20 protein-coding genes and 4 pseudogenes are annotated in these 24,978 nt (G+C 61.0%); 16 read left to right on the forward strand and 8 right to left on the reverse strand.

Going from position 1 to position 24,978, the window contains the following annotated elements; all coding sequences use genetic code 11:
- Positions 1 to 736 (forward strand): annotated as a pseudogene (locus AKV04_RS09345) (IS3 family transposase); the annotation flags it as partial.
- A pseudogene (locus AKV04_RS25470) lies at positions 709 to 1,064 on the forward strand (MipA/OmpV family protein). The pseudogenes AKV04_RS09345 and AKV04_RS25470, both read left to right, overlap by 28 nt.
- A gap of 63 nt (positions 1,065 to 1,127) precedes the next feature.
- Here AKV04_RS25470 and AKV04_RS09350 read toward each other — a convergent pair.
- Together AKV04_RS09350 and AKV04_RS09355 are read right to left on the reverse strand one after the other, a co-directional pair.
- Positions 1,128 to 1,433, reverse strand: a complete 306-nt coding sequence (locus tag AKV04_RS09350) for a hypothetical protein (RefSeq protein WP_054006192.1) — start codon at positions 1,431 to 1,433, stop codon at positions 1,128 to 1,130.
- Between the two features lie 53 nt (positions 1,434 to 1,486).
- A complete protein-coding gene (locus tag AKV04_RS09355; RefSeq protein WP_054006193.1) occupies positions 1,487 to 1,666 on the reverse strand; it encodes a tautomerase family protein in 180 nt (59 codons plus the stop codon).
- 123 nt (positions 1,667 to 1,789) lie between these two features.
- On the opposite strand from AKV04_RS09355, the gene AKV04_RS09360 reads away from it, so the two are divergent.
- Complete coding sequence (locus AKV04_RS09360) at positions 1,790 to 2,695, forward strand: LysR family transcriptional regulator (RefSeq protein ID WP_054006194.1); 906 nt, start codon at positions 1,790 to 1,792, stop codon at positions 2,693 to 2,695.
- 244 nt (positions 2,696 to 2,939) lie between these two features.
- Here the strand turns inward: AKV04_RS09360 and AKV04_RS09365 are convergent.
- Positions 2,940 to 3,651 (reverse strand): annotated as a pseudogene (locus AKV04_RS09365) (hypothetical protein).
- 309 nt (positions 3,652 to 3,960) lie between these two features.
- Positions 3,961 to 4,911: a substrate-binding domain-containing protein gene (locus AKV04_RS09370; protein ID WP_054006195.1), complete on the reverse strand. Its 951-nt coding sequence runs from the start codon at positions 4,909 to 4,911 to the stop codon at positions 3,961 to 3,963.
- 570 nt (positions 4,912 to 5,481) lie between these two features.
- Here AKV04_RS09370 and AKV04_RS09380 point away from each other — a divergent pair.
- From AKV04_RS09380 to AKV04_RS09405, 6 genes are all read left to right on the forward strand, one after another.
- A complete protein-coding gene (locus AKV04_RS09380) occupies positions 5,482 to 7,029 on the forward strand; it encodes an ABC transporter substrate-binding protein (protein ID WP_054006197.1) in 1,548 nt (515 codons plus the stop codon).
- Between the two features lie 10 nt (positions 7,030 to 7,039).
- Positions 7,040 to 7,993: an ABC transporter permease gene (locus AKV04_RS09385; protein ID WP_054006198.1), complete on the forward strand. Its 954-nt coding sequence runs from the start codon at positions 7,040 to 7,042 to the stop codon at positions 7,991 to 7,993.
- On the forward strand, positions 7,990 to 9,930 hold the full coding sequence (locus tag AKV04_RS09390) for a dipeptide/oligopeptide/nickel ABC transporter permease/ATP-binding protein (protein ID WP_054006199.1): 1,941 nt from the start codon (positions 7,990 to 7,992) through the stop codon (positions 9,928 to 9,930). Before AKV04_RS09385 ends, AKV04_RS09390 begins: the two co-directional genes overlap by 4 nt.
- Complete coding sequence (locus AKV04_RS09395) at positions 9,927 to 10,889, forward strand: ABC transporter ATP-binding protein (protein ID WP_054006200.1); 963 nt, start codon at positions 9,927 to 9,929, stop codon at positions 10,887 to 10,889. The genes AKV04_RS09390 and AKV04_RS09395 overlap by 4 nt, the downstream gene beginning before the upstream one ends.
- Before the next feature lie 14 nt (positions 10,890 to 10,903).
- On the forward strand, positions 10,904 to 11,713 hold the full coding sequence (locus AKV04_RS09400; protein WP_202905593.1) for a creatininase family protein: 810 nt from the start codon (positions 10,904 to 10,906) through the stop codon (positions 11,711 to 11,713).
- Positions 11,714 to 11,786: 73 nt separating this feature from the next.
- Positions 11,787 to 14,663, forward strand: a complete 2,877-nt coding sequence (locus tag AKV04_RS09405; RefSeq protein ID WP_054006202.1) for an FAD-binding and (Fe-S)-binding domain-containing protein — start codon at positions 11,787 to 11,789, stop codon at positions 14,661 to 14,663.
- Between the two features lie 48 nt (positions 14,664 to 14,711).
- Here the strand turns inward: AKV04_RS09405 and AKV04_RS09410 are convergent, their stop codons facing one another.
- Complete coding sequence (locus AKV04_RS09410; RefSeq protein WP_054006203.1) at positions 14,712 to 15,629, reverse strand: LysR family transcriptional regulator; 918 nt, start codon at positions 15,627 to 15,629, stop codon at positions 14,712 to 14,714.
- Positions 15,630 to 15,788: 159 nt separating this feature from the next.
- On the opposite strand from AKV04_RS09410, the gene AKV04_RS09415 reads away from it, so the two are divergent.
- From AKV04_RS09415 to ggt, 7 genes are all read left to right on the forward strand, one after another.
- On the forward strand, positions 15,789 to 16,721 hold the full coding sequence (locus AKV04_RS09415; protein WP_054006204.1) for a 2-hydroxyacid dehydrogenase: 933 nt from the start codon (positions 15,789 to 15,791) through the stop codon (positions 16,719 to 16,721).
- Positions 16,722 to 17,149: 428 nt separating this feature from the next.
- Positions 17,150 to 18,214: an ABC transporter substrate-binding protein gene (locus tag AKV04_RS09420; protein WP_054006205.1), complete on the forward strand. Its 1,065-nt coding sequence runs from the start codon at positions 17,150 to 17,152 to the stop codon at positions 18,212 to 18,214.
- Positions 18,215 to 18,233: 19 nt separating this feature from the next.
- The gene (locus tag AKV04_RS09425) at positions 18,234 to 19,346 is read left to right on the forward strand and encodes an ABC transporter ATP-binding protein (protein WP_054006206.1); all 1,113 of its coding nucleotides are present in this window, start codon (positions 18,234 to 18,236) and stop codon (positions 19,344 to 19,346) included.
- Complete coding sequence (locus tag AKV04_RS09430) at positions 19,343 to 20,212, forward strand: ABC transporter permease (RefSeq protein WP_054006207.1); 870 nt, start codon at positions 19,343 to 19,345, stop codon at positions 20,210 to 20,212. The genes AKV04_RS09425 and AKV04_RS09430 overlap by 4 nt, the downstream gene beginning before the upstream one ends.
- Position 20,213: 1 nt before the next feature.
- Complete coding sequence (locus tag AKV04_RS09435) at positions 20,214 to 21,005, forward strand: ABC transporter permease (RefSeq protein WP_054006208.1); 792 nt, start codon at positions 20,214 to 20,216, stop codon at positions 21,003 to 21,005.
- A 31-nt stretch (positions 21,006 to 21,036) separates the two neighbouring features.
- Positions 21,037 to 21,705, forward strand: coding sequence for an RraA family protein (locus tag AKV04_RS09440; protein WP_054006209.1), 669 nt, complete (start codon positions 21,037 to 21,039; stop codon positions 21,703 to 21,705).
- A 79-nt stretch (positions 21,706 to 21,784) separates the two neighbouring features.
- On the forward strand, positions 21,785 to 23,485 hold the full coding sequence (ggt, locus tag AKV04_RS09445) for a gamma-glutamyltransferase (RefSeq protein WP_054006210.1): 1,701 nt from the start codon (positions 21,785 to 21,787) through the stop codon (positions 23,483 to 23,485).
- Positions 23,486 to 23,536: 51 nt separating this feature from the next.
- Here the strand turns inward: ggt and AKV04_RS25475 are convergent.
- The 3 genes and pseudogenes from AKV04_RS25475 to AKV04_RS25485 form a co-directional block, all read right to left on the reverse strand.
- A pseudogene (locus AKV04_RS25475) lies at positions 23,537 to 23,719 on the reverse strand (IS3 family transposase); the annotation flags it as partial.
- A gap of 596 nt (positions 23,720 to 24,315) precedes the next feature.
- Positions 24,316 to 24,705: a DUF411 domain-containing protein gene (locus AKV04_RS25480; protein ID WP_407638416.1), complete on the reverse strand. Its 390-nt coding sequence runs from the start codon at positions 24,703 to 24,705 to the stop codon at positions 24,316 to 24,318.
- 43 nt (positions 24,706 to 24,748) lie between these two features.
- A complete protein-coding gene (locus tag AKV04_RS25485; protein ID WP_407638415.1) occupies positions 24,749 to 24,913 on the reverse strand; it encodes a hypothetical protein in 165 nt (54 codons plus the stop codon).
- Positions 24,914 to 24,978: the final 65 nt, after the last annotated feature.

A 24,978-nucleotide genomic window follows, 5' to 3' on the forward strand; every position in this document is an offset into this window, starting at 1 on the left:
CCCGCTGCACTGATCAGGCTGCTGTTGCCAAGCGGATCAAGGAGATCTGCGAAACGCGCGTGCGCTATGGCTATCGACGCGTGCATGTTCTTCTGGCCCGCGAAGGCTGGGGCGTGAACATCAAGAAAGTCTACCGCATTTAGAGGGAGTTGGGCATGCAGCTCAGCAACAAGACGCCCAAGCGCCAGGTGAAGGCGAAGCTGCGCGACGACCGCACCGAGCCAGTCGGGCCGAATGATGTCTGGGCGATGGACTTCGTTCATGACCAGCTGGCGACGGGCAAGAAACTGCGGGTATTGACGGTCGTGGACACGTTCTCGCGCTATGTGCCGACGCTCGACGTAAGGTTCAGCTACCGCGGGGAAGACGTGGTCGCGACACTGGATCGGGTCTGCCGGAATATTGGCTACCCGAAGACGATCCGCGTCGATCAAGGCAGCGAGTTTGTCTCGCGCGACATGGACCTCTGGGCCTATCAGCGCGGCGTCACCCTGGACTTCTCTCGGCCAGGCAAGCCCACGGACAATGCGTTTATCGAGGCGTTTATATCGAGGCGTTTAATGGCCGCTTCCGAGCGGAATGTCTGAACGCACATTGGTTCCTGACGCTTGCGGATGCGGCCGAAAAGTTGGAGGCTTGGCGTAGATACTACAACGAGGAACGGCCACATGGCGCGATCGGGAACAAGGTTCCGATCATGCTGACGAAATCGGGGGGCGCCACCAGCCCGTCACCCGGAGCGGAGCCGGAAAACCCTGCCTTCGGGCGGTCCAACGTTGGGGAGCGGATCACCGGGTCATCGGAACCACTTGGTCGGACGGCGACTACAACCAAAGCTATTTCGGTGTCACACCTGCGCAGGCATCGACGCGTTCACGCCCGGCAGCGGGTTCAAAGATGTCTTGATCGGTCTGACCGCAAACTACCGGATCACCGAGCGTGTCAACCTAACAGCCTCGGCGACGATGTCCAAGTTGCTTGGCGACGCCAAGGACAGCCCGATCGTCTTCGACGACACGCAAGGCTTCGGATTCATCGGGCTATCGTACAGCTTCCGTGGATAGGGCACCCCTTATCCGCCGAATCGGCATGGTGAGCGCAGACCTTGTGTGTGGACCAGCCGCAGTTTAAGGGACCAAAAGCACACGCCCGGAAACGCCCCGGCTTTCCAGCACGGTGTGGACACGGGCCGCCTCGGCCAATGGCACCAGCGTATATCTTGGTGCCGCAATGCTTCCGTCCTGCACCCATCCGGTACCGTCATTGCTGGTAAAGCTGTTGATCTGCAGCCCCTCAAAGTCGGACAGCTTCGGCGGCATACCCTCAATCGCATTGGGGAACGTGTAGTCGCCGATGACTGCGAAGGCTGTGTCCGCAAAGGCAGAGGTGACTAGCGGCAAGGACAGCAGAACGGCGGCGATTAGGTTCTTCATCGGAAATCTCATCTTAAGGAAAGACGCGCCCGAAGTTTCGGACGCATCACTGGTCAACCAAACAGCTTGCCTGCGCCAGCCCAATCCGAGGCTTTCACGTCCTCGAAAATTACATAGATATAACTGGCATCGGTGCCGGTGTTCTTGACGATGCTCTCGGTGATCTCTTTGGCAACCACTGCTTTTTCATCAGCGGTCTTTCCGTCAAACCAGCTTACGCGCACTACGGGCATCCCTTATCCTCATTGATCTAGTCGCCGGGCCACATGGCCGCAGCTTGTGTGAGGAAGATAACCGTGTCACCGATACAGGGTTAGATATCGGATTCTCCCCTCAGAGTATCACCGGAGGATACAATGGCACAACCGGACCTGCAGGGCATTCAAACGTTTGCTGAGACGGCACGGCATCTCAGCTTCACCGAAGCGGCGCAGGTTCTGGGCCTGACCAAATCCGCCGTCGGCAAAAGCGTCACCCGTTTGGAGGCGCGGCTTGGAGTGACCCTGATCCACCGCAGCACGCGCCGCCTGATCTTGACACCGGATGGCGAGGCCTATCTTTCCGTTGCCCGCCGCGCGCTTGAAGACATTCAGGCGGCGGAAACTTCGCTGACCAGCCAAAACCGCAGCATCGCAGGCCGCCTGCGCGTTGATGCGCCTGCGGCTTGGGGGCGGCAGGTGCTGTTGCCGATCCTTGCCGGGATCGCGCAGGAACATCCCGACCTGCGCCTGTCACTGTCCTTCACCGACAGGATCATAGACCCCATCGAAGAACAGGTCGATCTGGTGATCCGCTTTGGCGAAACGCCCGACACGACCGGCCTGATCAGCCGCAAACTGGCCGAGCAACGGGTGCCATTGGTGGCGGCACCCTCCTACGTAGCCCGGCGCGGCATGCCGCAAGTGCCCGAGGATCTTAGCCGTCATGACTGCATCACCGGCGTCCGAACCGACGTCCCCATCGGCTATCGGCTAACCGGGCCAGATGGCCGCCCGATGCGTCTGCGCGTTACCCCAACGCATGAGGTGGGGGATGGAACAGCGGTGGTGGATGCGGCGATTGCGGGGCTCGGCATCGCGCAGATGCCATGGTCACTGGTAGCCCCGGCGTTGTCCGATGGCAGCCTTGTGGAGGTGCTGCCAGACTACGCCACCGCAACGGTCAGCATCCACGCACTTTGGCCCGAGACACGCCATCTGCTGGCTCGGGTGCGGCATGTAGTGGATGTTTTGGCACTGCGCGGACGTCAGGGACGGTTGTGACCACATTACAGTTTGGTTAACCAGGCGAAAAATGCCGACAAATGCGAAGCGATATGCCTGATCGAAGAAGAAGACAGGCTGTCCACAGCATTTACGTCTGCGCGCCGCTTGAGGTCCTTCCGGATTTTGTCGACATCGGCACCGGTCAACTTGCTGAAAGGCTTTCCGCCCAGAAGTCCCTCGCAATACCTGATTGCCGATAGATGCCGATCTATCGTTTTGACATCATAGCGGCCTGCATAAGTCAGCCACGCGTGGACGATCCGATCATTGTGGGTGTGAAGGTCGTGGGTGTTCGAACTTGTGCTAATCCAAATACAAACAGGCGCTGAGCTGCCTTTTTTGTCTCGGAAAGCAATCCCGCCCATTCAAGCGGGCGCAAGACGCAGGAGGAGAATGCGGCCATTTCCCACCATCCAGCATCGTCCCAGTCATGTTCCTCGCCATAGAACGCCGCGAACAGTGCCTGCTTGGTGGTTCCTTGGTCGGCCTCGACATTGATGACATTCATCCAGACGTCCCATTTGCCCAAGGGGCGCTCCTCGAAGCGAGGCATAGGAGGCATGGTCGATCTTGAGAACGAAGAAGGGGATGATTTCGGCAAACAGCTGCGCTGGTGCGCGCGCCAACTCCGCGCCGCGCTTGGTCAGGCGGAACTCACCCTTGAAGGGCCCCCTCAGGCGCAGCGTGAGCAACAGGTAGTGCAGAACTTCTAGCGGCGGAAATTCGCATTCGTTGATGACCCTGCTGTAGCGGAACATTTCCTCGGCGCCTTTTCCGGGCCAATCAAAATACTCGACCGCCCAATGCACAAAGACGCGCTTAAAGGCCATGGTTTTGGTCAGACCGATGGCCCCGTGCTCCTGCGCATATCGAAGTGTCAGCAACGCCGCTCGCAGCACGGGCGACTGCGCGAGGTCAGGATGGTCATCGGGAAGTGTGTGGAACTCGATCATAGCGCGATGCTGCCACAAGGATTTTCTCGAGGCCAGAATCAAAAGGCCTCCGCTTTGCAGGGGGGACTCGTCAAACATTGACCAGGTGTTGACAAGGATTTCAAATGCAAAACCAGACTGTTTATGTCAGGTTATATCTATTTGATATCGTTGTTATATTTTGTTTCGGAGATAGGACTCCAGAAATTCTTGCCTTTGTATGAAGGCGATTGGACAGACCCGAAATCGCTTGCTGCATAATCTGCACCAAGGCCATCACCACGCAAATATACCATAGAATCTTGGAGGTTTACCACATCATGAACGGCTCTAGTCTGCGGGGAAAATCTCTGCCAGCGTAAGGTCACGGGTGATCAACCCCTGTTCCCGCGCCTGGCGCACGAAATCACCCACCATTGTCGCATTGGCCGCAACACCACTGGCAGCCCAGCTCGCCCCTAGAGCCGCATCCATCACCGCGATATCCTGAATGATCCAAGGTGTTGTCTCGGCATATTTGCGGCGCTTCTCCAGCCACATCGCCAGCGCTTGATCAAACAGATCACTCAGTGCCGCGCCAACCCAAGGATGCTTGGCGGCAAAGCTGGCTTTCAGGCCAAGGATATGCATCCCCGGCACATAGCCCACACGATCAAAATAAGCGATCTCGGCGCTGCGGAAATCTGGCAGCACATGGCGGAAGGGCGAGTCCTGGCGAAAAAATCCGCTCGGCATAAAGGGCGTGAACACTGCATCCAGACCGCCATCCAGCAGCGCCGCGATCATGGGTTGTTCGCCCGGCATCGCCTCGATCCGGCCCGGGCGGGCAAAGCGCCCCAGACGGTCGGTGATCGGATGCGCGCTGGTCAGACGGCCCGCATACCACATCGCGTCCTCGACCCCGACACCCAGATCCGCCAGCGCCGCCCGGGTCCAACTGTTACCGCTATCCTGCCAGCCGGTGACACCTATCTTTTTGCCCGCCAGATCCTGCAGCCGGGTGATCGGGTTGGTCTTGGCGGTAATGATGCAGCGGTGACGAAAGCCACGCATCAGAAACTGCGGCACACCCAGAACCTCGGCCATCCCGGCCGCCCGATCCTGCACATAACGGCTAAAGGAAATCTCGGCCCCGTCATAGGCGGCATTCACGGCCAGATCGGCAACCAGCGTGCCCACCCGCCCGATTTGCAGGTCAATCCGCGGGTCCACGACATCCCCCAACAGCAAGGGTGTGAGATAGTCCCAGTCGCGCAGGGCAAGGCGAACAATCAGTGTCATCAGGGTGTCCGGTGATGTATGGCGGGGTGCGGCGAACCCCGGAACTAGAACGCCCGCTTATCGCCGGAAGTGCGGCATCCGGCGGTTCCGCTGCTAGTAGGCGACAGCCAATCAACACCCGTGACGCACGCAGTTGTCCAATCGAAATTTTTTTGATCGCCCGTAGAGTTTCTTGATCAACCGACAGCGCATGATCCGGCGCTCCTCGAGCTGAAACTTGCGGCACATGCTCCGCCGCCTATACTGGCGCCAAAAAAATGCACCAGAGGCGAAAGACCCGCTGACAGAGCATAGGCCACCCATCCGGCCCCGCACTGGGCAAAAGCACCGTCAGTGTCTCCTGCCACCCAGATACAACCGACTGTAACTAATATATAAAATACGCATCAGGTTGACTCTCGCGGCAGGTGCATCGACTGATGGCGCTTGGAGAAAAGTCGGAGCGGGTAAAGAAATCTATCCGCCATAAAAGTTTTTTCGATTGGACAGCACCCCATCCGCAAGGCTTCGATCCGACCCAAGACGAGGCCAATGCCCGCGACGTCCCCATCCCACAGATCCGAGGTATCCATGACACATTCCTTTCAAGCAAGCATGATGGCCACGCGCCGTGGCGTTCTGCTCAGTCTGGGCGTCGGCATCACCGCGATGGCCCTGCCCTGCGGCGCTTGGGCGCAAAGCACCAACGCCATCCTGAAGTTCGGCCTCTCCACTTTCCCGCCCACCGTCAAACCATTCGACAATACCGGGGGGGCAGCGAACACCGTCAAGCTAATGATCTACCGTGGGTTGATGGGCTATGATGCCTCGGGCAAGCTGCTGCCCGAACTGGCCGAAAGCTTTGAATGGCTGGAACCCACGGTTGCCGTGTTCAAACTGCGTGCGAAAGCCACCTTCCACAACGGCAAACCGGTGACAGCGGCCGATGTGGTGTTTTCGCTGAACGAGATCACAAAGGAGGGCTCCAGCGCCTTTCTGAAAAGCGATCTGACGATCATCACGGCCGCAGAAGCTGTCGATGAAAAAACCGTGCAAATCACGCTGTCATCGCCCAGTGCCATCTTTCTGGATCTGATGGCCAGCTATTGCTGCCCGGTCATTTCGGCTGAAAGCACCGAAGACAATGCAATCGGTGCGGGGCCTTTTGTGATGAAGTCCAGCGAGAAGGGTGTTTTCATCGAGTTGGAGCGGTTCGACAAATATTACGCGGACGACCAGCCCCATGTCGGCGGCATCCGCTTCATCGCCTATGCCGACGAAAACCTGCGCTTTGCTGCACTGGAAGCGGGCGATGTGGATCTGATCGAATATCTGCCGTGGACCCAGTTCGACGCCGTTGAAGCTTCGGACACGATGCAAATGAGAAGCACGCTTGGGCCCTACATGTTCTTGCTGTTCAATGTGACCGATGGCCCGTTTGCCGATGCCAAGGTGCGTCAGGCGGTCGGCTATGCCATTGAGCGTCAAGATGTGGTGGATGCCGCCTTCGCTGGTCGCGGCGTGCCTCTGTATGGCTTCCCTAACCCGCAAGGTTCGCCCTTCGATCTAACGGACCCCGCGCATGAGTGGACATTCGACGCCGAGAAAGCCAAGGCGCTGCTGGCCGAAGCGGGCTATCCGAACGGGTTCGACTGCCGCCTTCTGGCCACGGCGACCTATGGCATGCACCAGGACACAGCGTCGGTTGTGCAGGCCTATCTGGCGATGATCGGCATCAACGCCACGCTGGATCTGCCAGACTGGGGCACCCGTGTCACCGCTGGCAAAGAAGGCAAATACGATCTCGCCGTGCATGGCAGCTCGGGCACCTACAACGACCCGGATTCGCTTTGGTCACTGCTGTATTCTGGCAACCCCTCTTACTTGCAGTCCTTTGGCTTCAAAAGCGCGCGGATCGACGGGCTCCTGGAACAGGGCCGCACTGAAGTCGACCCGGAAAAGCGCAAGGCAATCTATCAGGATCTTGCCACCGCCTATTTCGAAGAGGTGCCGCAGGTGCCGCTGAACTGGCGGGTGCAGGCCTATGCTATGAAAAAGACCGTCACCGGATTTGAAGCCCTGCCCGGCTTTCTGAACGGCGCGTCTGCTTACGCACTCGACGATACGAAACTAGGCTGAGGGGCGGCCGATGCTGGAATTCCTCCTACGCCGGTTGGCGGCAGCAATCGTCATGCTGCTGGTCGTTGGCACGATCATTTTTTCACTTCTGGTGATCGTGCCCGGTGATCCGGCAGAGCTGTTGCTGTCTACGGGCGGCGGCAGCGCCACGCAGGAAGCGATCCAGAATCTGCGCAACGAGATGGGGCTGGATAAGCCAATTCTGGCGCAATACTTCGGCTTTCTGGCCAATACGGCGCAGTTCGATTTCGGCACCTCAATTGTCGATGGCTCGTCCATTGCCGATAACATCGCGCTGCGACTGCCCCGCACGCTGGAGATTATCGCTGTCGGCGCGATCCTCGCGCTTCTGCTGGCGATTCCGGCGGGAACGCTGGCCGGGCTGCGCGGTGGCGGGCGTTTTGATGTGATCGCCTCGGCGGTGAACGCGCTGCTGACCTCGATCCCCGGTTTCGTGGTCGGCACGCTGTTTATCTACTTTTTCGCACAGGTGCTGGGGGTGCTGCCCGCCGGGGGCTATGTCGCCTTTGCCGCAGATCCTGCGCAGCATCTGCAAATGCTGATCCTGCCCGCGACCACTGTTGCGCTGCATCTGGCGACGATCATTTTTCGGATGACACGGGCCAGCGTGCTGGAGATGCGCGGGCATGACTGGGTGCGCACCGCCACGGCCAAGGGCTTGCGCCGCAGTCTGGTGGTGCGCCACCATATCCTGCGCAATGCGCTGGGGCCAGTCATCACCGTTGCCGGGCTGCAACTGGGCATCCTGCTGGGATCAACCGTGCTGATCGAATTTGTCTACAACTGGCCCGGCCTCAGCGGAATGCTGGTCACAGCCGTTGAGCAGCGCGACTACCCAACCGTCCGGGCGATCATCCTGACCGTCGCCGCCATCTTTATCGGCATCAATTTGATGATCGACATCCTGTATTCCCTGCTGGATCCAAGGGTTCGCCTGCAATGACCGCGATCCCCGTCCGCGCTACGCGCAAAACCCGCCTGCTGCCAGGGTTTCCCCGGTGCATGATCCTGCCCACGCTGCTGTTGGCGGCACTTATCCTCATTCCCTTCGCGGCGCCGCTGATCACCGGCGCTGATCCGGTCCAGATTGCAGTGCGTGACCGACTGGCGCCGCCCAGTTTCGCGCATTGGCTGGGGCAAGATGAATTCGGCCGCGACCGGCTGGCGCGGGTGCTCTATGGCGGGCAGGTGTCGCTGACGGTGGCTTTCGTGGCCACCACGCTCGCCTGCATTGTCGGCACGCTGTTCGGGCTGATCGGAGCGTATTTTCGCGGGCCGTTCGAATTCCTCACCACCCGTCTGTCGGATGTGGTGCTATGCTTTCCACCGATCCTGCTGGCGCTGTTGGTGGTGACGCTGTTCGGCCCCGGTGCGGGCACCTTGGTGGCGGTGCTGTCGGTGCTCTACTTTCCGTCGTTTGCCCGGATCGCTTTTTCCGAGGCGCTGCGGGTCTCGTCGCTGGATTTTGTCGAAGCGTCCCGCGCTTTGGGAACGCCCTCGCACCGCATCGTGCTGGGCACCATTCTGCCGAACATCGCAGGCCCGGTGTCGGTGCAATATTCACTGACCGCCGCCGCCGCGATCACCATCGAAAGTGGTCTGTCCTTTCTTGGCCTTGGCGTGGTGCCGCCTGCCCCATCCTGGGGGCAGATGATCCGGGGCGCACGCCAGTTCATGAGCCAAGACCCCCTGGGCATTCTGATCCCCTGTGTAGCGCTGACGCTAACCATCTACGCGATCAACTTCTTTTGCGACCGGCTGCGCGATACGCTGGACCCAAAGGGCGCGCTGGGCGGTGGTAAGGATGAAACCTCGGTTCCGGTTGCGGCGGGAATGGTCCCGGCGGATGAGACGGCAGATGTGGTGGCCTCGGTGCGCGATCTGCGGCTGGATCTTATGCGCCCCGGCGGGCCGGTCAATGTGATCGAGGATGTGTCGCTGACGCTGCGGGCCAACCAATGCACGGCCCTAGTGGGTGAAAGCGGCTCGGGCAAATCCCTGACGTCGCTGGCGCTGATGGGTCTGCTGCCCGGTGCGGTCCGTCAAGCCCGTGGCGCGCTGCGCCTGCGCCGCAAATCGGGCGAGATGGTGGATCTGGGTGCGCTGAATGCTAAGGAGCTGGAAGGTCTGCGCGGCAATGATGTGGCGATGATCTTTCAGGAACCGATGACCTCGCTCAACCCGATCCACAAGGTTGGCGCGCAGATGGTCGAGGCGATCTTGTCGCACCGCGCGATGTCGCCCAGCGATGCCCGCGCCCGCGCCATCAGCCTGCTGGAACTGGTCGGCATCAACGAACCGGCACGGCGTTTTGACGGCTACCCGCATGAGATGTCCGGGGGCATGCGCCAACGCGTGATGATCGCCATGGCGCTGACCTGCGAGCCACGCCTGCTGATCGCGGATGAACCCACCACCGCGCTGGATGTGACCATTCAAGCCGAAATCATCGAACTGCTGCAACGCCTGCGCACCGAATATGCCAACGGCCTGAGCTTGCTGTTCATTAGCCACAACCTTGGCATCGTGGCCAAAATCGCCGACCGCGTGGCGGTGATGTATTCCGGTCAGGTGGTCGAAGAAGGCCCCGCCGCGCAGGTGCTGAATGACCCGCATCATCCCTATACGGTAGCGCTGCTGGAAAGTATGCCGTCGTCACATGAAGACTTGCATTCGGCGCGTGGCGACCGGCTGCGCGCGATCAGCGGCACACCGCCGCTGCTGGATGCGCGCCCCTCCGGCTGCACCTTCCACAACCGTTGCCCGATAGCCGTCTCGTCTTGCGCCGATGCCCGCCCGCCGCTGTTCGTCAGCGCCGATGGCGACCGCCAGGTGCGCTGCTTCCGCGCGCCCGAAGCCGGACTGGAGGCCGCACGATGACCCCGTTGCTTGAGGTGCAGAACCTGACCAAAAGCTATCCGGTCGGCCGCAAGGGTCTGTTCGGCAAGCGGATGATGCAGGTCTTGCGCGATGTCAGCCTGTCGGTGCACCCCGGCGAGGTGCTGGGGCTGGTCGGTGAAAGCGGCTCGGGCAAAAGCACCATCGGCAGGGCGGTGCTGCGGTTAATCGGGGCGGATTCCGGCACGATCCGGTTTGAAGGGCAGGATCTATCCGCAATCTCCAGCACCGATCTACGCCGCTTGCGCAAGGATATGCAGATCATCTTTCAAGACCCCTACGCCAGCCTTGATCCGCGCAAGACCATCCGCGCCGTGCTGACGGAAGCCTTGGACACCCACAAGCTGCATCTGGGCACCGCCCGCGCCGAACGGCTGATCGGGCTGATGGAGATGGTCGGACTCAACCCGACTTTCCTCGACCGCCGCCCGCATGAGTTTTCCGGCGGCCAGCGTCAGCGCATCGGCATCGCTCGTGCCTTGGCGGTAGAGCCGAAGTTCATCGTCTGCGATGAGGCGGTATCGGCGCTGGACGTCTCTATTCAGGCGCAGGTGCTGAACCTTCTGGCCGATCTGCGCGCCAAAACCGGGATCTCGCTGCTGTTCATCAGCCATGATCTGTCGGTGGTCCGCTATATCTCGGACAGGGTGATGGTGCTGTATCTGGGCAAAGTGATGGAGGTCGGCCCCGCCGATCAGATCCATTTCGACCCCGAGCACCCCTACACCGCCGCGCTGATTTCGGCCGAGCCGAGCCTCAAGCACACAAGCCAGCGCATCCGGCTGACGGGCGAAATTCCCTCACCCCTGACACCCCCTTCCGGCTGCGTGTTCCGCACCCGCTGCCCCTATGCGCTGCCTGCCTGCGCCGAAACCGTGCCACCACTTCGCGACGCAGGGCAGGGCCGCATGAAGGCCTGCATCCGAGACGACATTCTTTAAGGAAAACACCAATGATGACCGATAAGATCAAGATCGCCGAACTGACCAGCGAAGAAGCGCGTCAGTATCTGAACCAGGATGCCGTGATCCTGCTGCCGATGGGCTCGCTTGAGGATCAGGGCACCCATGCGCCGATGGGCGACTATCTGGCCGCCGAATGCGTAGCGCTGGATATTGCCCGCGCCGCACGTGCTGAAGGCGTGCCGACATTCATCGCCCCAGTGATCCCGTTTGGCGGCGCCGATTATTTCGGCTCGTCGCATGGCGGGATCGCCATCAGCCAATCCACACTGGCAGCCTTGCTCGATGATATGTTTGCCAGCCTGTCGCGCCACGGTCTGACCAAGATCCTCGTGATCAACGGGCATGGCGGCAATGTGGGTCCGATCAACGACGTAGCGTTGAAATGGCGGCAAAAGAACGGGATGTTCGTGGCCTCGATGTATCTCTGGCAGATCAGCTATGAGCTACTGAAAGACATTCTCGGGCCGGAGCAGGCTGCGAAATCCTCGGGCCATGGTGGCGATCCGCTGACCTCAATCGGGCTGCACTACTACCCGGAAATCCTACGGCTTGATATGCGTCAGGCCCCACCCAAGGGCCAGAAAGCCATGGGCGTGGATGTGGCCGGGTTTGCGGCGATCAAATACGACGGCGCACGCCTGCAAGCCCCGATTGAGGCGATTGAAAGCGCACCGCATGGCGTCTGGGGTGGCGATCCGGTGCATTGCTCGGCCGAAACCGGCAAGGCGCTCAGCGACCGTCTGGTCAAGATCGGCGCTGGCTTCATCCGCGATCACGTCTCCAAGGCTTTCGCGGCCTAAGCCTTGCCGGGCATTCCTCACCCGCTGGGGCGGCTGTTGCGCCGCCCCAGCCCACATCGCAAAGAATACCGATATGGCGCTCTACCCGGATTTTCTAAACGCTCTGCGCGAAGCCGGGTTCGAAGGCGATCAAACCGCAGCCGTATCCGACCGGATGGTGCTGGCCACTGACAATTCGATTTATCAGGTGCTGCCCGAGGCAGTGGTCTTTCCGCGCAGCACCGCCGACCTGCAACGCATCGCCCGACTGCTGACCGATCCGCGCTTTGGTCAGGTCGTCCTGCGTCCACGCGGCGGCGGCACTGGCACCAACGGCCAATCTCTGGGCGCGGGACTGGTGGTCGATTGCTCGCGCCATATGACCGGGATTCTGCAGATCAACCCCACCGAGCGCTGGGTCCGTGTCGAGCCCGGCGTGATCAAGGATCATCTGAATGTGGCGCTTGCCGCACATGGCCTGTTCTTTGCACCGGAACTTTCCACCTCGTCCCGCGCGACCATTGGCGGCATGGTGTCTACCGATGCTTGCGGTCAAGGGTCGTGCATGTATGGCAAAACCAGCGATCATGTGCTGGCCCTGACCGCCGTTTTGCCAGGCGGTGAACTCTTGCACACCGGCGCACACCCCCCCGAGACACTGGCCAAAATGCCGGGGCGCGCGGGGGATATTCTGCGGATGCTGCACCAGATTGCCACCGATCAGGCCGATCTGATTGCCACCCGATTTCCAAAGATCAACCGCAGCCTGACAGGCTATGATCTGGCGCATATCCGCCGCTCGGACGGCGGCATAGATGCGGGTGCCGTGATCTGCGGAGCCGAAGGCACGCTGGCGTTGATTGCCGAGGTGCGGTTGAATGTGCTGCCTGTTCCGAAACTATCGGCGCTGGTGAACGTCTTCTACGCTGATTTCCAATCCGCGCTGCGCGATGCCCGTGCGCTGGCGGTGATGGGTGCGACCTCGGTGGAAACCATTGACAGCCGGGTTCTGGGGCTGGCACGCGCTGATGTGGCTTGGCGTGAGGTGGCGGCGTTTTTTCCCGATACTGCGGCCAAGGGCGTCACTCTGGTGGAATTCACGGGTGACAGTCAGGTCGAGATTGATACCGCCATTGCGCGTCTGGTGGCCGAGCTTGCCACCCCGATCAACGGGCGGCGCGGGCATTCGCTGGCCTTCGGGGCCGCTGTCGCGCGTATCTGGAGCATGCGCAAAAAATCCGTGGGCTTGCTTGGCAAAACCGCCGGGCCCAAACGCCCTCTGCCCTTCGTCGAGGATTGCGCCGTGCCGCCCGAGGAATTGGAGGCGTTCATCGCAGGCTTTCGCGCCATTCTGGACGCCGAGGGGCTTGAATATGGCATGTTCGGCCATGTCGATGCCGGAGTATTACATGTCCGCCCGGCGCTTGATCTGACCGACCCGGCACAGGAGCCGTTGATCCGCAAGATCACCGAAGCCGTGCATGCACTGGCACGGCGGCATGGTGGGCTGCTGTGGGGCGAACACGGCAAGGGCGTGCGCTCGGAATTTGTGCCCGAAGTGTTCGGCCCACTTTATCCCTTTCTGCAAGACATCAAACGTGCCTTTGATCCGGGCAACCAAATGAACCCCGGCAAGATCGCGTCCCCCTCTGATACTCCGCTGATGCAGATCGATGGCGTGGCGCTGCGCGGTCAGGCCGACCGTCAGATCGCCCCAGCCTCCCGCGCCGCCTTTGCCCCGGCGCTCGCCTGCAATGGCAACGGTGCCTGCTTCGCCCAATCTGCCGCCGAGGTGATGTGCCCGTCTTACAAAGCCACCGGCGACCGGCGACATTCGCCGAAGGGCCGCGCCGGTCTGGTGCGGGAATGGTTGCGTCAGGATGGACCAGAGGGCCGCGCCGATCCGCAGTTCGAGGCCGAGGTCAAGGCGGCGCTGGATGGTTGCTTGTCTTGCCGCGCTTGTTCGCGGGCCTGCCCGGTGCAGGTCGATGTGCCCGCGTTCCGGGTGAAGTTCATGGAAAGCTGGTTTACCCGCCACCGCCGCCCGTTGTCAGATCATGCGCTGGCGGCTCTGGAGCCGCTGCTGCCGCTGGCTGAACGTCTCCGCCCGTTGTTCAATCTGGCGGTCACCGGGCTGGGGGCGGCGGTGATGCGAAAACTCGGCCTGCACCACCTGCCCGTGATGCCCGCGCTGAACCTGAGGCATGCACTGGCGCAACGTGGCATTCGTATAGTCGGCACCGCTCTGCCCGACCCCGCGACCAGCATTGTGATCGTGCCCGACGCCTTCACCCGGTTCTTCGAGCCGCAAGCGCTGTTGGATCTGGCCGCTGTGATCACAGCGCTTGGGTTTCAGCCGTGGATCGCCCGCTACCACCCAAGCGGCAAGCCGCTGCATGTGCTGGGCCGTCTGGCGGCCTTTCGCCGCATCGCGGCGCGGCAAACCATCTATCTCGACCGACTCTCGGCAATGGGCCTGACCCTTGTTGGGATCGAACCCGCGGTCACGCTGAGCTACGGCGATGAATACCACGAGGCTTTGGGCAAACCCGGTCCGCAGGTGCTGCTGCCGCAGGAATGGCTTACACGTGTCGCCGACCGGATACCGCAGCGCCCGGCAGGCCTGCCCCCTGCAACCACGCCCCGTGCAACCCTGCTGCCGCATTGCACTGAAACCACGCTCCGGCCCGGCACGGGTGACGCTTGGGCCGCAATCTTCGCCAAGCTGGGCGTCACGCTGGATCTCCCAAAGACCGGTTGTTGTGGCATGGCGGGCACTTGGGGGCATGAGCTGCGCAACGAGGCGACCTCGGCCAAGATATTTGCGCAAAGCTGGGCCGGGCCTGTCTCGTGCACGGATCAGCCAGTGCTGGCGACAGGTTTTTCCTGCCGCTGTCAAACCGCGTTGCGGGCCGGTGTGCAGATCGCCCATCCGATCACGCTGCTGAAAACCTGCCTGTCCGAAACCTGAAGCCGCAGGCCAATATCCTACAGCCTGACAGCACAGCCCGGCCCGCGTTCAGTGGGGCACAAAGGTGACATAGCGCGGATGCGCCGTCGCCCATTCCTCGGCAGCCTGTCGGGCAAGCTGAAATATCTGCTCGGTCTGCACTTTGCGCGCCTTGTTGACATGAACGCATCGGATATCCAACGGGGCAAGCCGCACGGTCGTCGGTATTTCGACAAGCATGCCCGTGGCGATCTCATGCTCAAGCGCCGCCAGTGGCACCGCAGAAGCGCCATAGCCACAGCGCACCATATCGCAGATCGTGGCCAAAGAGTTGCCGGTATGGCGCGCGCTTGGCCGTCGGCGGGTTTCCTCAATCAGCTCCGCCACTGGGCCGAACAACGGCGAGGTGTGTGGATACAGCACAAGAGGCAGTTCGCGCAGGTCATCCGGCGTCAGCGGCCGGACAATTTCCCCCACCACGTCTGGCCGGGCCGCCCAGCCAACATGATACAAGACCGAAAAGCTGTTCTGGATCTGTGGCAAGCCCGCCTCACCCGTGACAAAAGCCATGTCGAGCGCACCCGATTTCACCAGCGGGCGTAGATCAACATTCCCCCCCGAATAGAAGTCGACCAGCGGCGCATCGGGCATGGCTGCGATCTTGCGCCGCAGCGTGACACCCCATGTCTGGCTGACCATAGCAACCAAACCAATCGTATAACGTTTTTTTTGTTTTGATTTTAGCCGGCTGGTCAGCGCTTCGCTTAAATTAAGGAAAGTTTCGGCGTATTCAGCTACTTCGTGGCCCTGTTCTGTCAGTGTGAAGTCGGATTGCGAACGATCGATCAGCGGCACACCAAAACTTTCCTCAAGACCGGAAATACGTGCAGAAACAGCAGGCTGCGTAAGGCCGATGTGATCGGCAACGCGCTGATAACTCTGAAGACGTGTCAGCCAATAAAAGGCTTCAAGCTGTTTAAAGTTCATGCCCAGACTATAGCCCAACCGTCGGGGGTTTCTACATAAAAACCTTCTATCAGAGGCACAAGGATTTTTGCTTTGACGCGCCGCTGCACAGTGACTTGAATGGGTGTGAATTCACCTGGGCCGAACCTGTCGGCGCGATACACGATCCAAGGACACACGATGAGCATTGCCGTTTCCCTGCCCTCCAGTGACAAGACCGAATGGTGGTGCCAGATGCTCCGCGATCTGATGCCGGATTGGAATATCTATCCGATCGACAAAGTGCCCGACCCCGATGCCATCACCTATTCGGTGGTTTGGCGGCCCTCCACCGGGGCGATGACGCCGTTCCGAAATCTGAAAGCTATCGTGTCGCTGGGCGCGGGGATCGACCATGTGCTGGCCGATGAGAAGCTGCCCGAGGATGTGCCGATCATTCGCACCGTGGGTACCGATCTGACACAGCGGATGAAAGAATACATCGCGCTGCATGTTCTGCGCCACCACCGCGAGTTGCCGCAGATCCAAGCCAATCAGGCTGCGCATGTCTGGGATCAGATCATCGTGCCGCCAGCACCCGAACGCCGTGTTGGCATTATGGGGCTGGGCAATCTGGGGGCTGCGGCTGCACAAATGCTGGCGCAGATTGGCTTCAATGTGGTGGGCTGGTCGCGCTCCCCAAAGACCATCACCGGCGTGACGACCTATGCGGGCGACGCGTCATTCGGCACATTTCTGGACGGAACCGAAATTCTTGTCTGCCTGCTGCCGCTGACCGACAGCACGCTGGGCATCCTGAACGCCGATACTTTTAACCGGCTCAAGCGTGGGGCGAGCGTTATCAACGCCGCGCGCGGCCCGCATTTGGTGGACAGAGACCTGATTGAGGCGCTGAGTTCGGGGCAGATCGCGGCAGCGACGTTGGATGTCTTCCATGTGGAGCCGCTGTCAAAGGACCACCCATTCTGGGGCCACCCGCGGATCACGGTCACACCTCATGTCGCCTCGATGATCGACGCGCCGACCGGCAGCAAGATCGTCGCCAAGAACATCCGCACCTTTGAGGAAACCGGCTCCGTTGCCGATCTGGCTGACGCGAAAAGAGGCTACTAGCCGCGACAGACCGCAGCCATCCCTCTGCGACACCCCACCTCCGGCCCCACATGGGGCCGGTTTTTTTGCGTTGTGCCATGCAGATAATTCACAGAATTTCTATGTAATTTCAGCCAGATAAGTCAAGATCATCACGATCCATCCAAATTTTTTCGATGCACTCATAAAGAAAATTCGATTGGACATTCCTGGCAGCAAACCGTTGCATCAGCCTATGAACCGGGCCGCTCGAAGCCCGCAAAATGCCCCTATCCGCCCCGGAAGTGACCGGAGACGCATGATCCATCCTGCCTTCAACAGCGCACGGTCAGCCACCGCCGGTGGCCGGTTTCCGGCTGCGCCTCAGACAGTCAGGTTGGTCCGCGCGCCACACGAAACGGCACCTCCGATCTTTAGGAGAGCCCCCATCCAACAGGAGACTGCCTTCGATGACACCCCGCTTTTTTCATGCCATCGCCGCCTCTACCCTCGCCGCCTCGTGGCTTTTGACCGCCGCCGCCCATGCCCAGACCAGCGACGTGTCGGGCACCATCACGCTGTCGGCCTACTCTGGCGTCTTCCAGGACAAATATACTGAAGCCGTCATTAAGCCTTTCCAGGAAAAGTTTCCGGGCGTGACGGTCACCTACTTCGGCAACACTGCCTCTTCGGTGATGTTGGGGAACCTGCGGTCACAGGCCAGTGACGTGCAGACCGATGTGGTGATTTTTGATGTGTCGACCGCGCTGATTGGCAACAAGGAAGATCTGCTCGCACCGCTGTCGGTGGCCGATATCCCGAACCTAGCCGATCTGCTGCCGCAGGCGACGGTGCAGGAAGGCTACGGCCCCGCTGTCACGTTTGACAACCTCGTATTGATCTATGACACCGCCGCCATCGCGACCAAACCAGAGTCGCTGTCAGCGCTGTGGGATCCCCAATATGCGGGCAAACTGGCCATCACCGCGATGCCCTCGATCCTCGGTTCGGGATTGATGGTGATGACCTCGGCGATGCTGGGCGAAGACTACACCCAGACAGTAGAACAATCGGCCGCCAAACTGGCTGAACTGGCCCCCGCCGTGCAGACCTTCGACCCCAAACCCGATTCCTATACGCTGGTGATCAACGGCTCTGTCGCGCTGGCCACCGGCTGGAACGCCCGCGCACAATACTACGCAGATCTATCCGCCGGAAAACTAGGCGTGGTCCTGCCCAAGGAAGGCAGCATCCTGCAAATCAACACGATCAATCTGATCAAAGGCTCCAAAAACGAAGCCGCCGCCAAGGCCTTCATCAACTACGCCTTGTCGCCCGAAGCTCAGGCCGCCTTCACCGAAGCGATGTTCTATGCCCCGGTGAACGCCAAAGCCGTCGTCAGCCCAGAAGCGACGGCACGCACGGTATCTGGCCAACTCGACAAAATGTTGCCGCTCGATTGGGCTTGGGCTGCGACCAAATCCGAGCAGTGGAACCAGATCTGGAAGCGCCAGATCATCTCGGCCAGCAACTGACAGCGGATTGGACGGTCCCATGAACCTGCACCTTTCCCCGGCGGCATCGGCTGACACCGCCCCCCCGCATATCCGCATCGACCGGTTGAGCTTCGACTACGGCGGCGCGCGGCCTGCGGTGGACGCCCTGTCCTTCGACATCGCAAAGGGCGAGTTCATCGGGCTTCTGGGCCCGTCCGGCTGCGGCAAATCCACCACCTTGCGGATGTTCGCGGGGCTTCTGGCCCCCACCTCGGGCCAGATCACCATCGGCGGGCAGAACATCGTGTCGCGCCCGCCGTGGGACCGCAATCTGGGGCTGGTGTTCCAATCCTACGCGCTGTTCCCGCATATGACCGTTGCGCAAAACGTGGCTTTCGGGTTGCGGTTGCGCAAGGTCAGCAAGGAAGACCAACGCGCCCGCGTCGCAGAAGCCCTGCGGGCCGTCCGGCTGGAAAGCTTTGGTGCGCGTCGACCGTCCGAGCTTTCGGGCGGCCAGCAACAGCGCGTCGCCATCGCCCGCGCCATCGTGATTGAGCCTGAAATCCTGCTGCTCGACGAGCCGCTATCAAACCTCGATGCCCGCCTGCGCGACGAAATGCGCTTCGAGATCCGCGATATTCAGACACGCACCGGCATCACCACGCTGTTTGTCACCCATGACCAGCAGGAAGCCCTGACCATGTGCGACCGGATTGCCGTGATGAATGCAGGCAAGCTGGAGCAGATCGGCACCCCGGCCGAGGTGTATGACCGCGCGGCGACGCCCTTTGTCGCGAACTTCATCGGGCGTGCGAACAATCTTGCGACGACGCTTTCGCTCTCCGCCGGTCAACCCACACTGGTCTGTGATGGGCAAACCCTGCCGCTGCCCACCGATCTGCCAATCAATGCCGCCAATGGCAGCAGCATCGCGGTAATGGTCCGCCCCCATGCCATCCGTCTGCGGCCACCATCGTCCGATGGTCTTACCGGCACCGTGGTGCGCCGGGTCTTTGTCGGCAGCACGATTGAGACCGCGATCAAGCTGGATGGCGGTCAGACCTTGATTGCGGAACTGCGCCCAAACAGTGACGACACGGCGTTGGCCGCAGAGGGCGCGCGCGTCGGCGTAGACTGGCTTGCCCGCGACATGCGGCTGTTCGCATCATGAACGCCTTTGTCGCCCCCGGAGGCAACAATCGCCTGACGCCGTGGCTGTTGCTTGCGCCGGTGCTGTTGGTGCTGCTGGTGTCCTTCGTCGCACCGATCCTGTGGCTGTTCCGCATGTCGCTGAACGAGTCAGACTACGGTGCGATCATCCCGGCGCTCAGCCTCGGCACTTATATAAAAATCCTGAACGATCCCTATTATCTAGAGCTGCTGGGGCGCACCCTGCGCCTGTCGGTCACCTGTGCGCTGGTGGCGCTGGCGATGGCCTATCCGATGGCTCTGTTCCTGTCGCGGATGACCTCGCGCTGGCGCACGCCGCTGACGGTGCTGGCGGCCTCGCCGCTGCTGATCTCGGCGGTGGTGCGGTCTTTTGGCTGGATGATCACACTCGGCGACGACGGGCTGCTGAACAATATGCTGCTATCGGCCGGGTTGATCGCCACACCGCTGCGGATCGTCAACAACTACTTCGGCGTCATCATCGGTTTGTCGGAAAGCATCATGCCGTTCATGTTCCTGACAATCACCGCTGGGCTCGGAAAGCTCGACCGCCAGTTGGACGATGCCGCCATGTCGCTGGGCGCGCCGCCGCACATCGTTTTCTTCCGCATTATCCTGCCGCTCAGCCTGCCCGCCATCGTGGCCGGGCTAACGATCGGTTTCGTGCTGTCGGTGTCGTCCTTCATCACACCGACGCTGCTGGGCGGCGGGCGCGTCTTCCTGCTGGCGACCGAGGTCTATGATCTGGCGCTGATGTCGCTCGACTGGCCGACCGCCGCGGCATTGTCGTTCCTGATGTTGGCGCTGTTTGTGGTGGCAATGACCGTGACCGCGCTGCTGATCCGCCTGCTGACAAGGACGCGCTGACATGACCAAGCTGCTTTCCATCCTCGGCCGCGCTTATGTGATCGCGATCTTCGCGTTCATCTTCCTGCCGATGCTGATCATTCTGGTGATTTCTTTCAGCGCCGACAGCTATCTGTCGTTCCCGCCTTCGGGCTGGAGTCTGAAATGGTATGGCACGGTTCTGGGCAATGCCGCCTTTATGACCGGGCTGAAAAACAGCGCGATCATCGCGGTGATCGTGGCGGTGCTTAGTCTGCTGCTGGGCCTGCCCGCCGCCTATGCGCTGGTACGGATGGAGTTTCCCGGTCGTACGCTGATCCGCAACCTGATCCTCACGCCGCTGATCCTGCCCGCCATGATGCTGGGTCTGGGCATCCTGATGGTCTTCACCCCCGCCGGGCTGGTGGCGACCTATCCGGGGCTGGTGCTGGCGCATCTGGTGATGACGCTGCCGTTCTCGATCCGCATCCTGCAAACCACCTTGTCCAACCTTGGCACCGATGTGGAAGAAGCGGCGATGACGCTGGGTGCGCGCCCGCTGCAAACCTTCCTGCAGATCACCCTGCCCCGGCTGATGCCTGGTGTCATCGCCTCCAGCGCCATCGCCGCGATTCTGTCGTTTGACGAAATCGTGCTGTCACTGTTCATCGTCGGCCCGCGTCTGCAAACCCTGCCGGTCGTGATCTACCGCTATGTCAACGAGCGGACCGATCCGATGGTCGCGGTGCTGGCGGTGCTGCTGATCGCGATTTCGCTGACCATCGTGCTGCTGGTCGAGCGCAGCGTCGGCTTTGCCAAAGCCTTCGGGCGCTGAATTTCCTATCCCAAGCAATGAAAGATCTGACATGAGCTATAAAATCAATCCGATGCCCGCCCAGATTCCGGCGCAACATCTGGAGCTTCTGGCCCAATGCGAAACCGCAACGCTTGGCCATTGGCGGCAGTTCGGCTTTCTGAACCGCCAGATCCAACCCTTGATCCCGCGCCGCCGGGTTGTCGGCACCGCCGTGACCATCGCGATCCCAGGCCCGGATTCCACCCTTCTGCACCACCTGCTCAGCCTGATCCGCCCCGGCGATTTCGTGATCGTCGATCGCTTGCATGATGATCGCTACGCCTGCTGGGGCGGTGGTGTGACAGTGGGTGCCAAGGCCGCCGGTGCGGTCGGCGCGGTTGTTGACGGACCCTGCACCGATCTAGAAGAGATTGAAACCTCGGATTTTCCAATGTGGTGCCGGGGCATCTCGCCGATCACCACCCGCCTCTACGATCTGGGTGGCGCGATCAACGTGCCGGTCTCTGTCGGCAATACCGTGGTGATGGCAGGCGATGCGGTGCTGGCCGATGAAAGCGGCGTGGTCGTGTTGTCTCCCGACGAGGTGGAAGCCGAGGCGCGCAAGGCCATCGAGATCCAGATCCGGGGCAAGAGCCGCGAAGCCAGCGTGCGCGACAGCGGCATCAAGCTGGGTGATCTGTCGGGCGCCACTGCCAAAGTGCTCGCAAAACTGACCTGATCCATGCACTTGTGCTGGCCGGGGCTCTCTGGCCCCGGCAAGTCTGCCCATACGCCCCCTTCTTGACCCGAGAGCCATCATGACACGCGCCCCTCTGCCCTTCGCCTGCGAGAAATCCCCTGCCAGCGGCGGTGGCGGCATGGTGGTGACCAATCATCCGCTGGGGTCGGCGGCAGGGGTCGAAATGCTGGCGGCAGGCGGCAATGCCATCGACGCCGCCGTCGCCGCCCTGCTGGCCCTGACTGTGGTGGAACCGATGATGGTCGGTATCGCTGGCGGTGGCTTGTCGCATATCCGGCTGGCGGATGGTCAGCATCTTGTGATCGACGCGCTGTCTGCGGCAGCGGCCTCCATGCACCCCGAAATTTATGAACCTGTGTCCGACCACCCGGCGCACTACATGGATGCGAAGGACAATCGCAACCTGATCGGAGCCTCGGCGGTTGCCGTTCCGGGCAACCTTGCGGGCTGGTGCGACATGCACGCCCGCTTTGGCCGGTTGCCGTTTGCCGACGTGGTGGAGCCCGCGATCCGGCTGGCCACGCGTGGCTTTGCCGTCACGCATTATCTGGCGGGTGCGATCAAGGAATCCGAGGCCGAGCTGAGCCGCGATCCCGAGATGGCGCGGCTGGTGCTGCGCGACGGAGCCGCCCTCAAGCCCGGTGACCGAATGGTGATGGGCGATTACGCACAAAGCCTGCGCCTGATCCAGCAGGAAGGTGCTGCGGCCCTGCATGGCGGTGCGCTTGGGGCCGCTCTGGTCGCGCGGATGGCAACCGGCGGGCCGGATGCGGGCTGGGTCACGCAGGCGGATCTGCGCGATTACCGCCCGGTTGATCGCGCCCCGATCATCGGCACCTACCGGGGCTTCCAGATCGCAGGCCCGCCGCCCCCGGCGTCATCCGGCGTGCATATCACCCAGATGCTGAACATGCTTGAGGGCTATGACGTGGCAGGCATCGGCTTTGGCTCGCCCGCAAGCCTGCATCTTCTGGCCGAGGTAATCCGCATTGCCTTTGCGGATCGGCGCGCCTTTTCCGGCGATCCGGCCTTTGTCGATGTGCCGGTCGAACGGCTGACCTCGAAAGCCTACGCCGCCGAATGCCGCACGCAGATCCGCACCAACGCCGGTCAACCCGCCCCCTTTGCGCCGGGCCGGGAAAGCCACGACACCACGCATATCACCATCGCCGATCGCGATGGCAACATCGTGACCGCCACCCACACCATCAACGGCCTGTTTGGCGCGCGCTTCGTGGTGCCGGGCACCGGGATCATCCCCAACAACTACATGTCAAACTTTGACCCGCATCCTGGCCATGCCCTGTCGGTCGTGCCGGGCAAACGGGTGCCAACCTCGATGGCCCCGATGATTGTGCTGCAAGCCGACAAGCCTGTGTTTGCGCTGGGTCTGCCCGGCGGCTTGCGTATCTTCCCCTCGGCCCTACAGGCTATCGTCAACCTGATCGACCATCGCATGACCCTGCAACAGGCGGTCGAGGCCCCCCGGATCTGGACCCAAGGCCAAGAGGTGGAACTGGAAGAAGCCTACGCCGCCCAGAAACCCGGGTTGGAGGCTCTGGGCCATGAGGTCCGGGTTCTGCCCCATATCGGCGGAGGCATGAATGCCATCGGCTTTGACGATAGCATGACAGGGGCCGCCTGCTGGCGCGCCGATGGCACGGTGGCATCGCTTGGCGGCGGGCTGGCACGCCCCGGCGTGCGCTTCTGGCCCGACAAGGCACCTGACGACGACGCCGGAGAAAGCTCTCAGCTATGACCGTAACAATATCCTGCCTCGGAAATGACGCCCGATGAAACTTTTTCTTGCTCACCACGCTCGGTCGCCCTGTGATGATCCCGTCCTATGACGGCCGCGCAGACGAGACCTGCGGCGCGTATTATGGATGCCATTTATGTATTGGAAGGTGGCGGTTTCGGCTTGCCTGTGTGTCTCCCAAGTTCGCCGCCAGATCAACTCGGCTTTGATTGTCTTGAAGAAGGTCTCGACAGCGATGACTGTATCTGAAGCAATTCTTCAGCTCCCTCTCGAACTGCTGTGGGGGATTACCCGGATCAGCACCTTGCTGGCGCCCGTGCTGCCATCAGCAAGCTGGCCATGCCAACATGCTTTGGCCAGTAGGCGGGCGACCTGTGGCCTCTGGAACATCGCGCGAACATCCGACCATTTCCGTGGCGCATGGATGTTGCATGGAAGGAATCGAAACCAGTGTAAACCTTTGGAATTGCACGGAAAGATGTTGTGCGGTGTCGCAACGCAAGAAAGGCACCCATTGGGCGCCTTGCATCGACCTAAGTATTTGATATATTGTTATAAATCTCTGTCACGGGAACAAGATTTCAGAAATTCTTGCCGTTGTATGAAGGCGATTGGACAGGCCCCAAAATCGCTTGCGGCATAATCTGCACCAAGGCCATCACCACACAAATATACCATAGAATCTTGAAGGTATATCAACTACGTCTGCGCGATGGCTAGGAACGTATTTCCCCGGCTGCGGCACTGGATCTTAACCAAAACAGCTGGTTGATCTGGCGCATAGCTTCCCATCACCCGGCTGGATAGGACGTAAACACCGCAGTCGCGCCCTAGCGCTTGATGAGGAACACATCGTAGGCCTCGCGCGCTGTCTCATCGCCCATGCCGGGTGAGCCATAGGGCATACCCGGAACCGCCAAACCGATGGCATCAGTGGCTTCGGCCAGCAGGCGGTTGATATCGTCGGCAGGCACATGGCCTTCCAACACATAGCCCGCGACCTTGCCAGTATGGCATGAAATCATCTTTTGCGGCACGCCGTTATCTTGTTTGAAACGCATCAGCAGAGTGCCAAACATTTCTTCTTCGGTCACAGGGAAGCCCGCGGCTTTCAAGTGATCGACCCAAGCCGTGCAGCACTCGCAGTCGGTGCCTTTCACGACGTGAATGACGGGTTTGGTTTGGGCGTGCAGCGGCAGGGCGGCGGCGGCAGATACCAGAACGGCGCGACGGGTCAGGGTATGCGGCAAGACGACAGACCTTTCAGGCAAGTATGCGACGGATTTTCGGGACGGCAAAGCGGCGGTCTTCGTGGAAATCAATGATACCGCCGAAGCGGCCGTCGGAATGAAACAGAAATACGCCTGCAGTATGGTTCATCTGTTGGGAGACACACAGGCAAGCCGAAACCGCCACCTTCCAATACATAAATGGCATCCATAATACGCGCCGCAGGTCTCGTCTGCGCGGCCGTCATAGGACGGGATCATCAC

Origin of the sequence: Cypionkella psychrotolerans (assembly GCF_001294535.1) — a bacterium.
GTDB classification, from domain to species: domain Bacteria; phylum Pseudomonadota; class Alphaproteobacteria; order Rhodobacterales; family Rhodobacteraceae; genus Cypionkella; species Cypionkella psychrotolerans.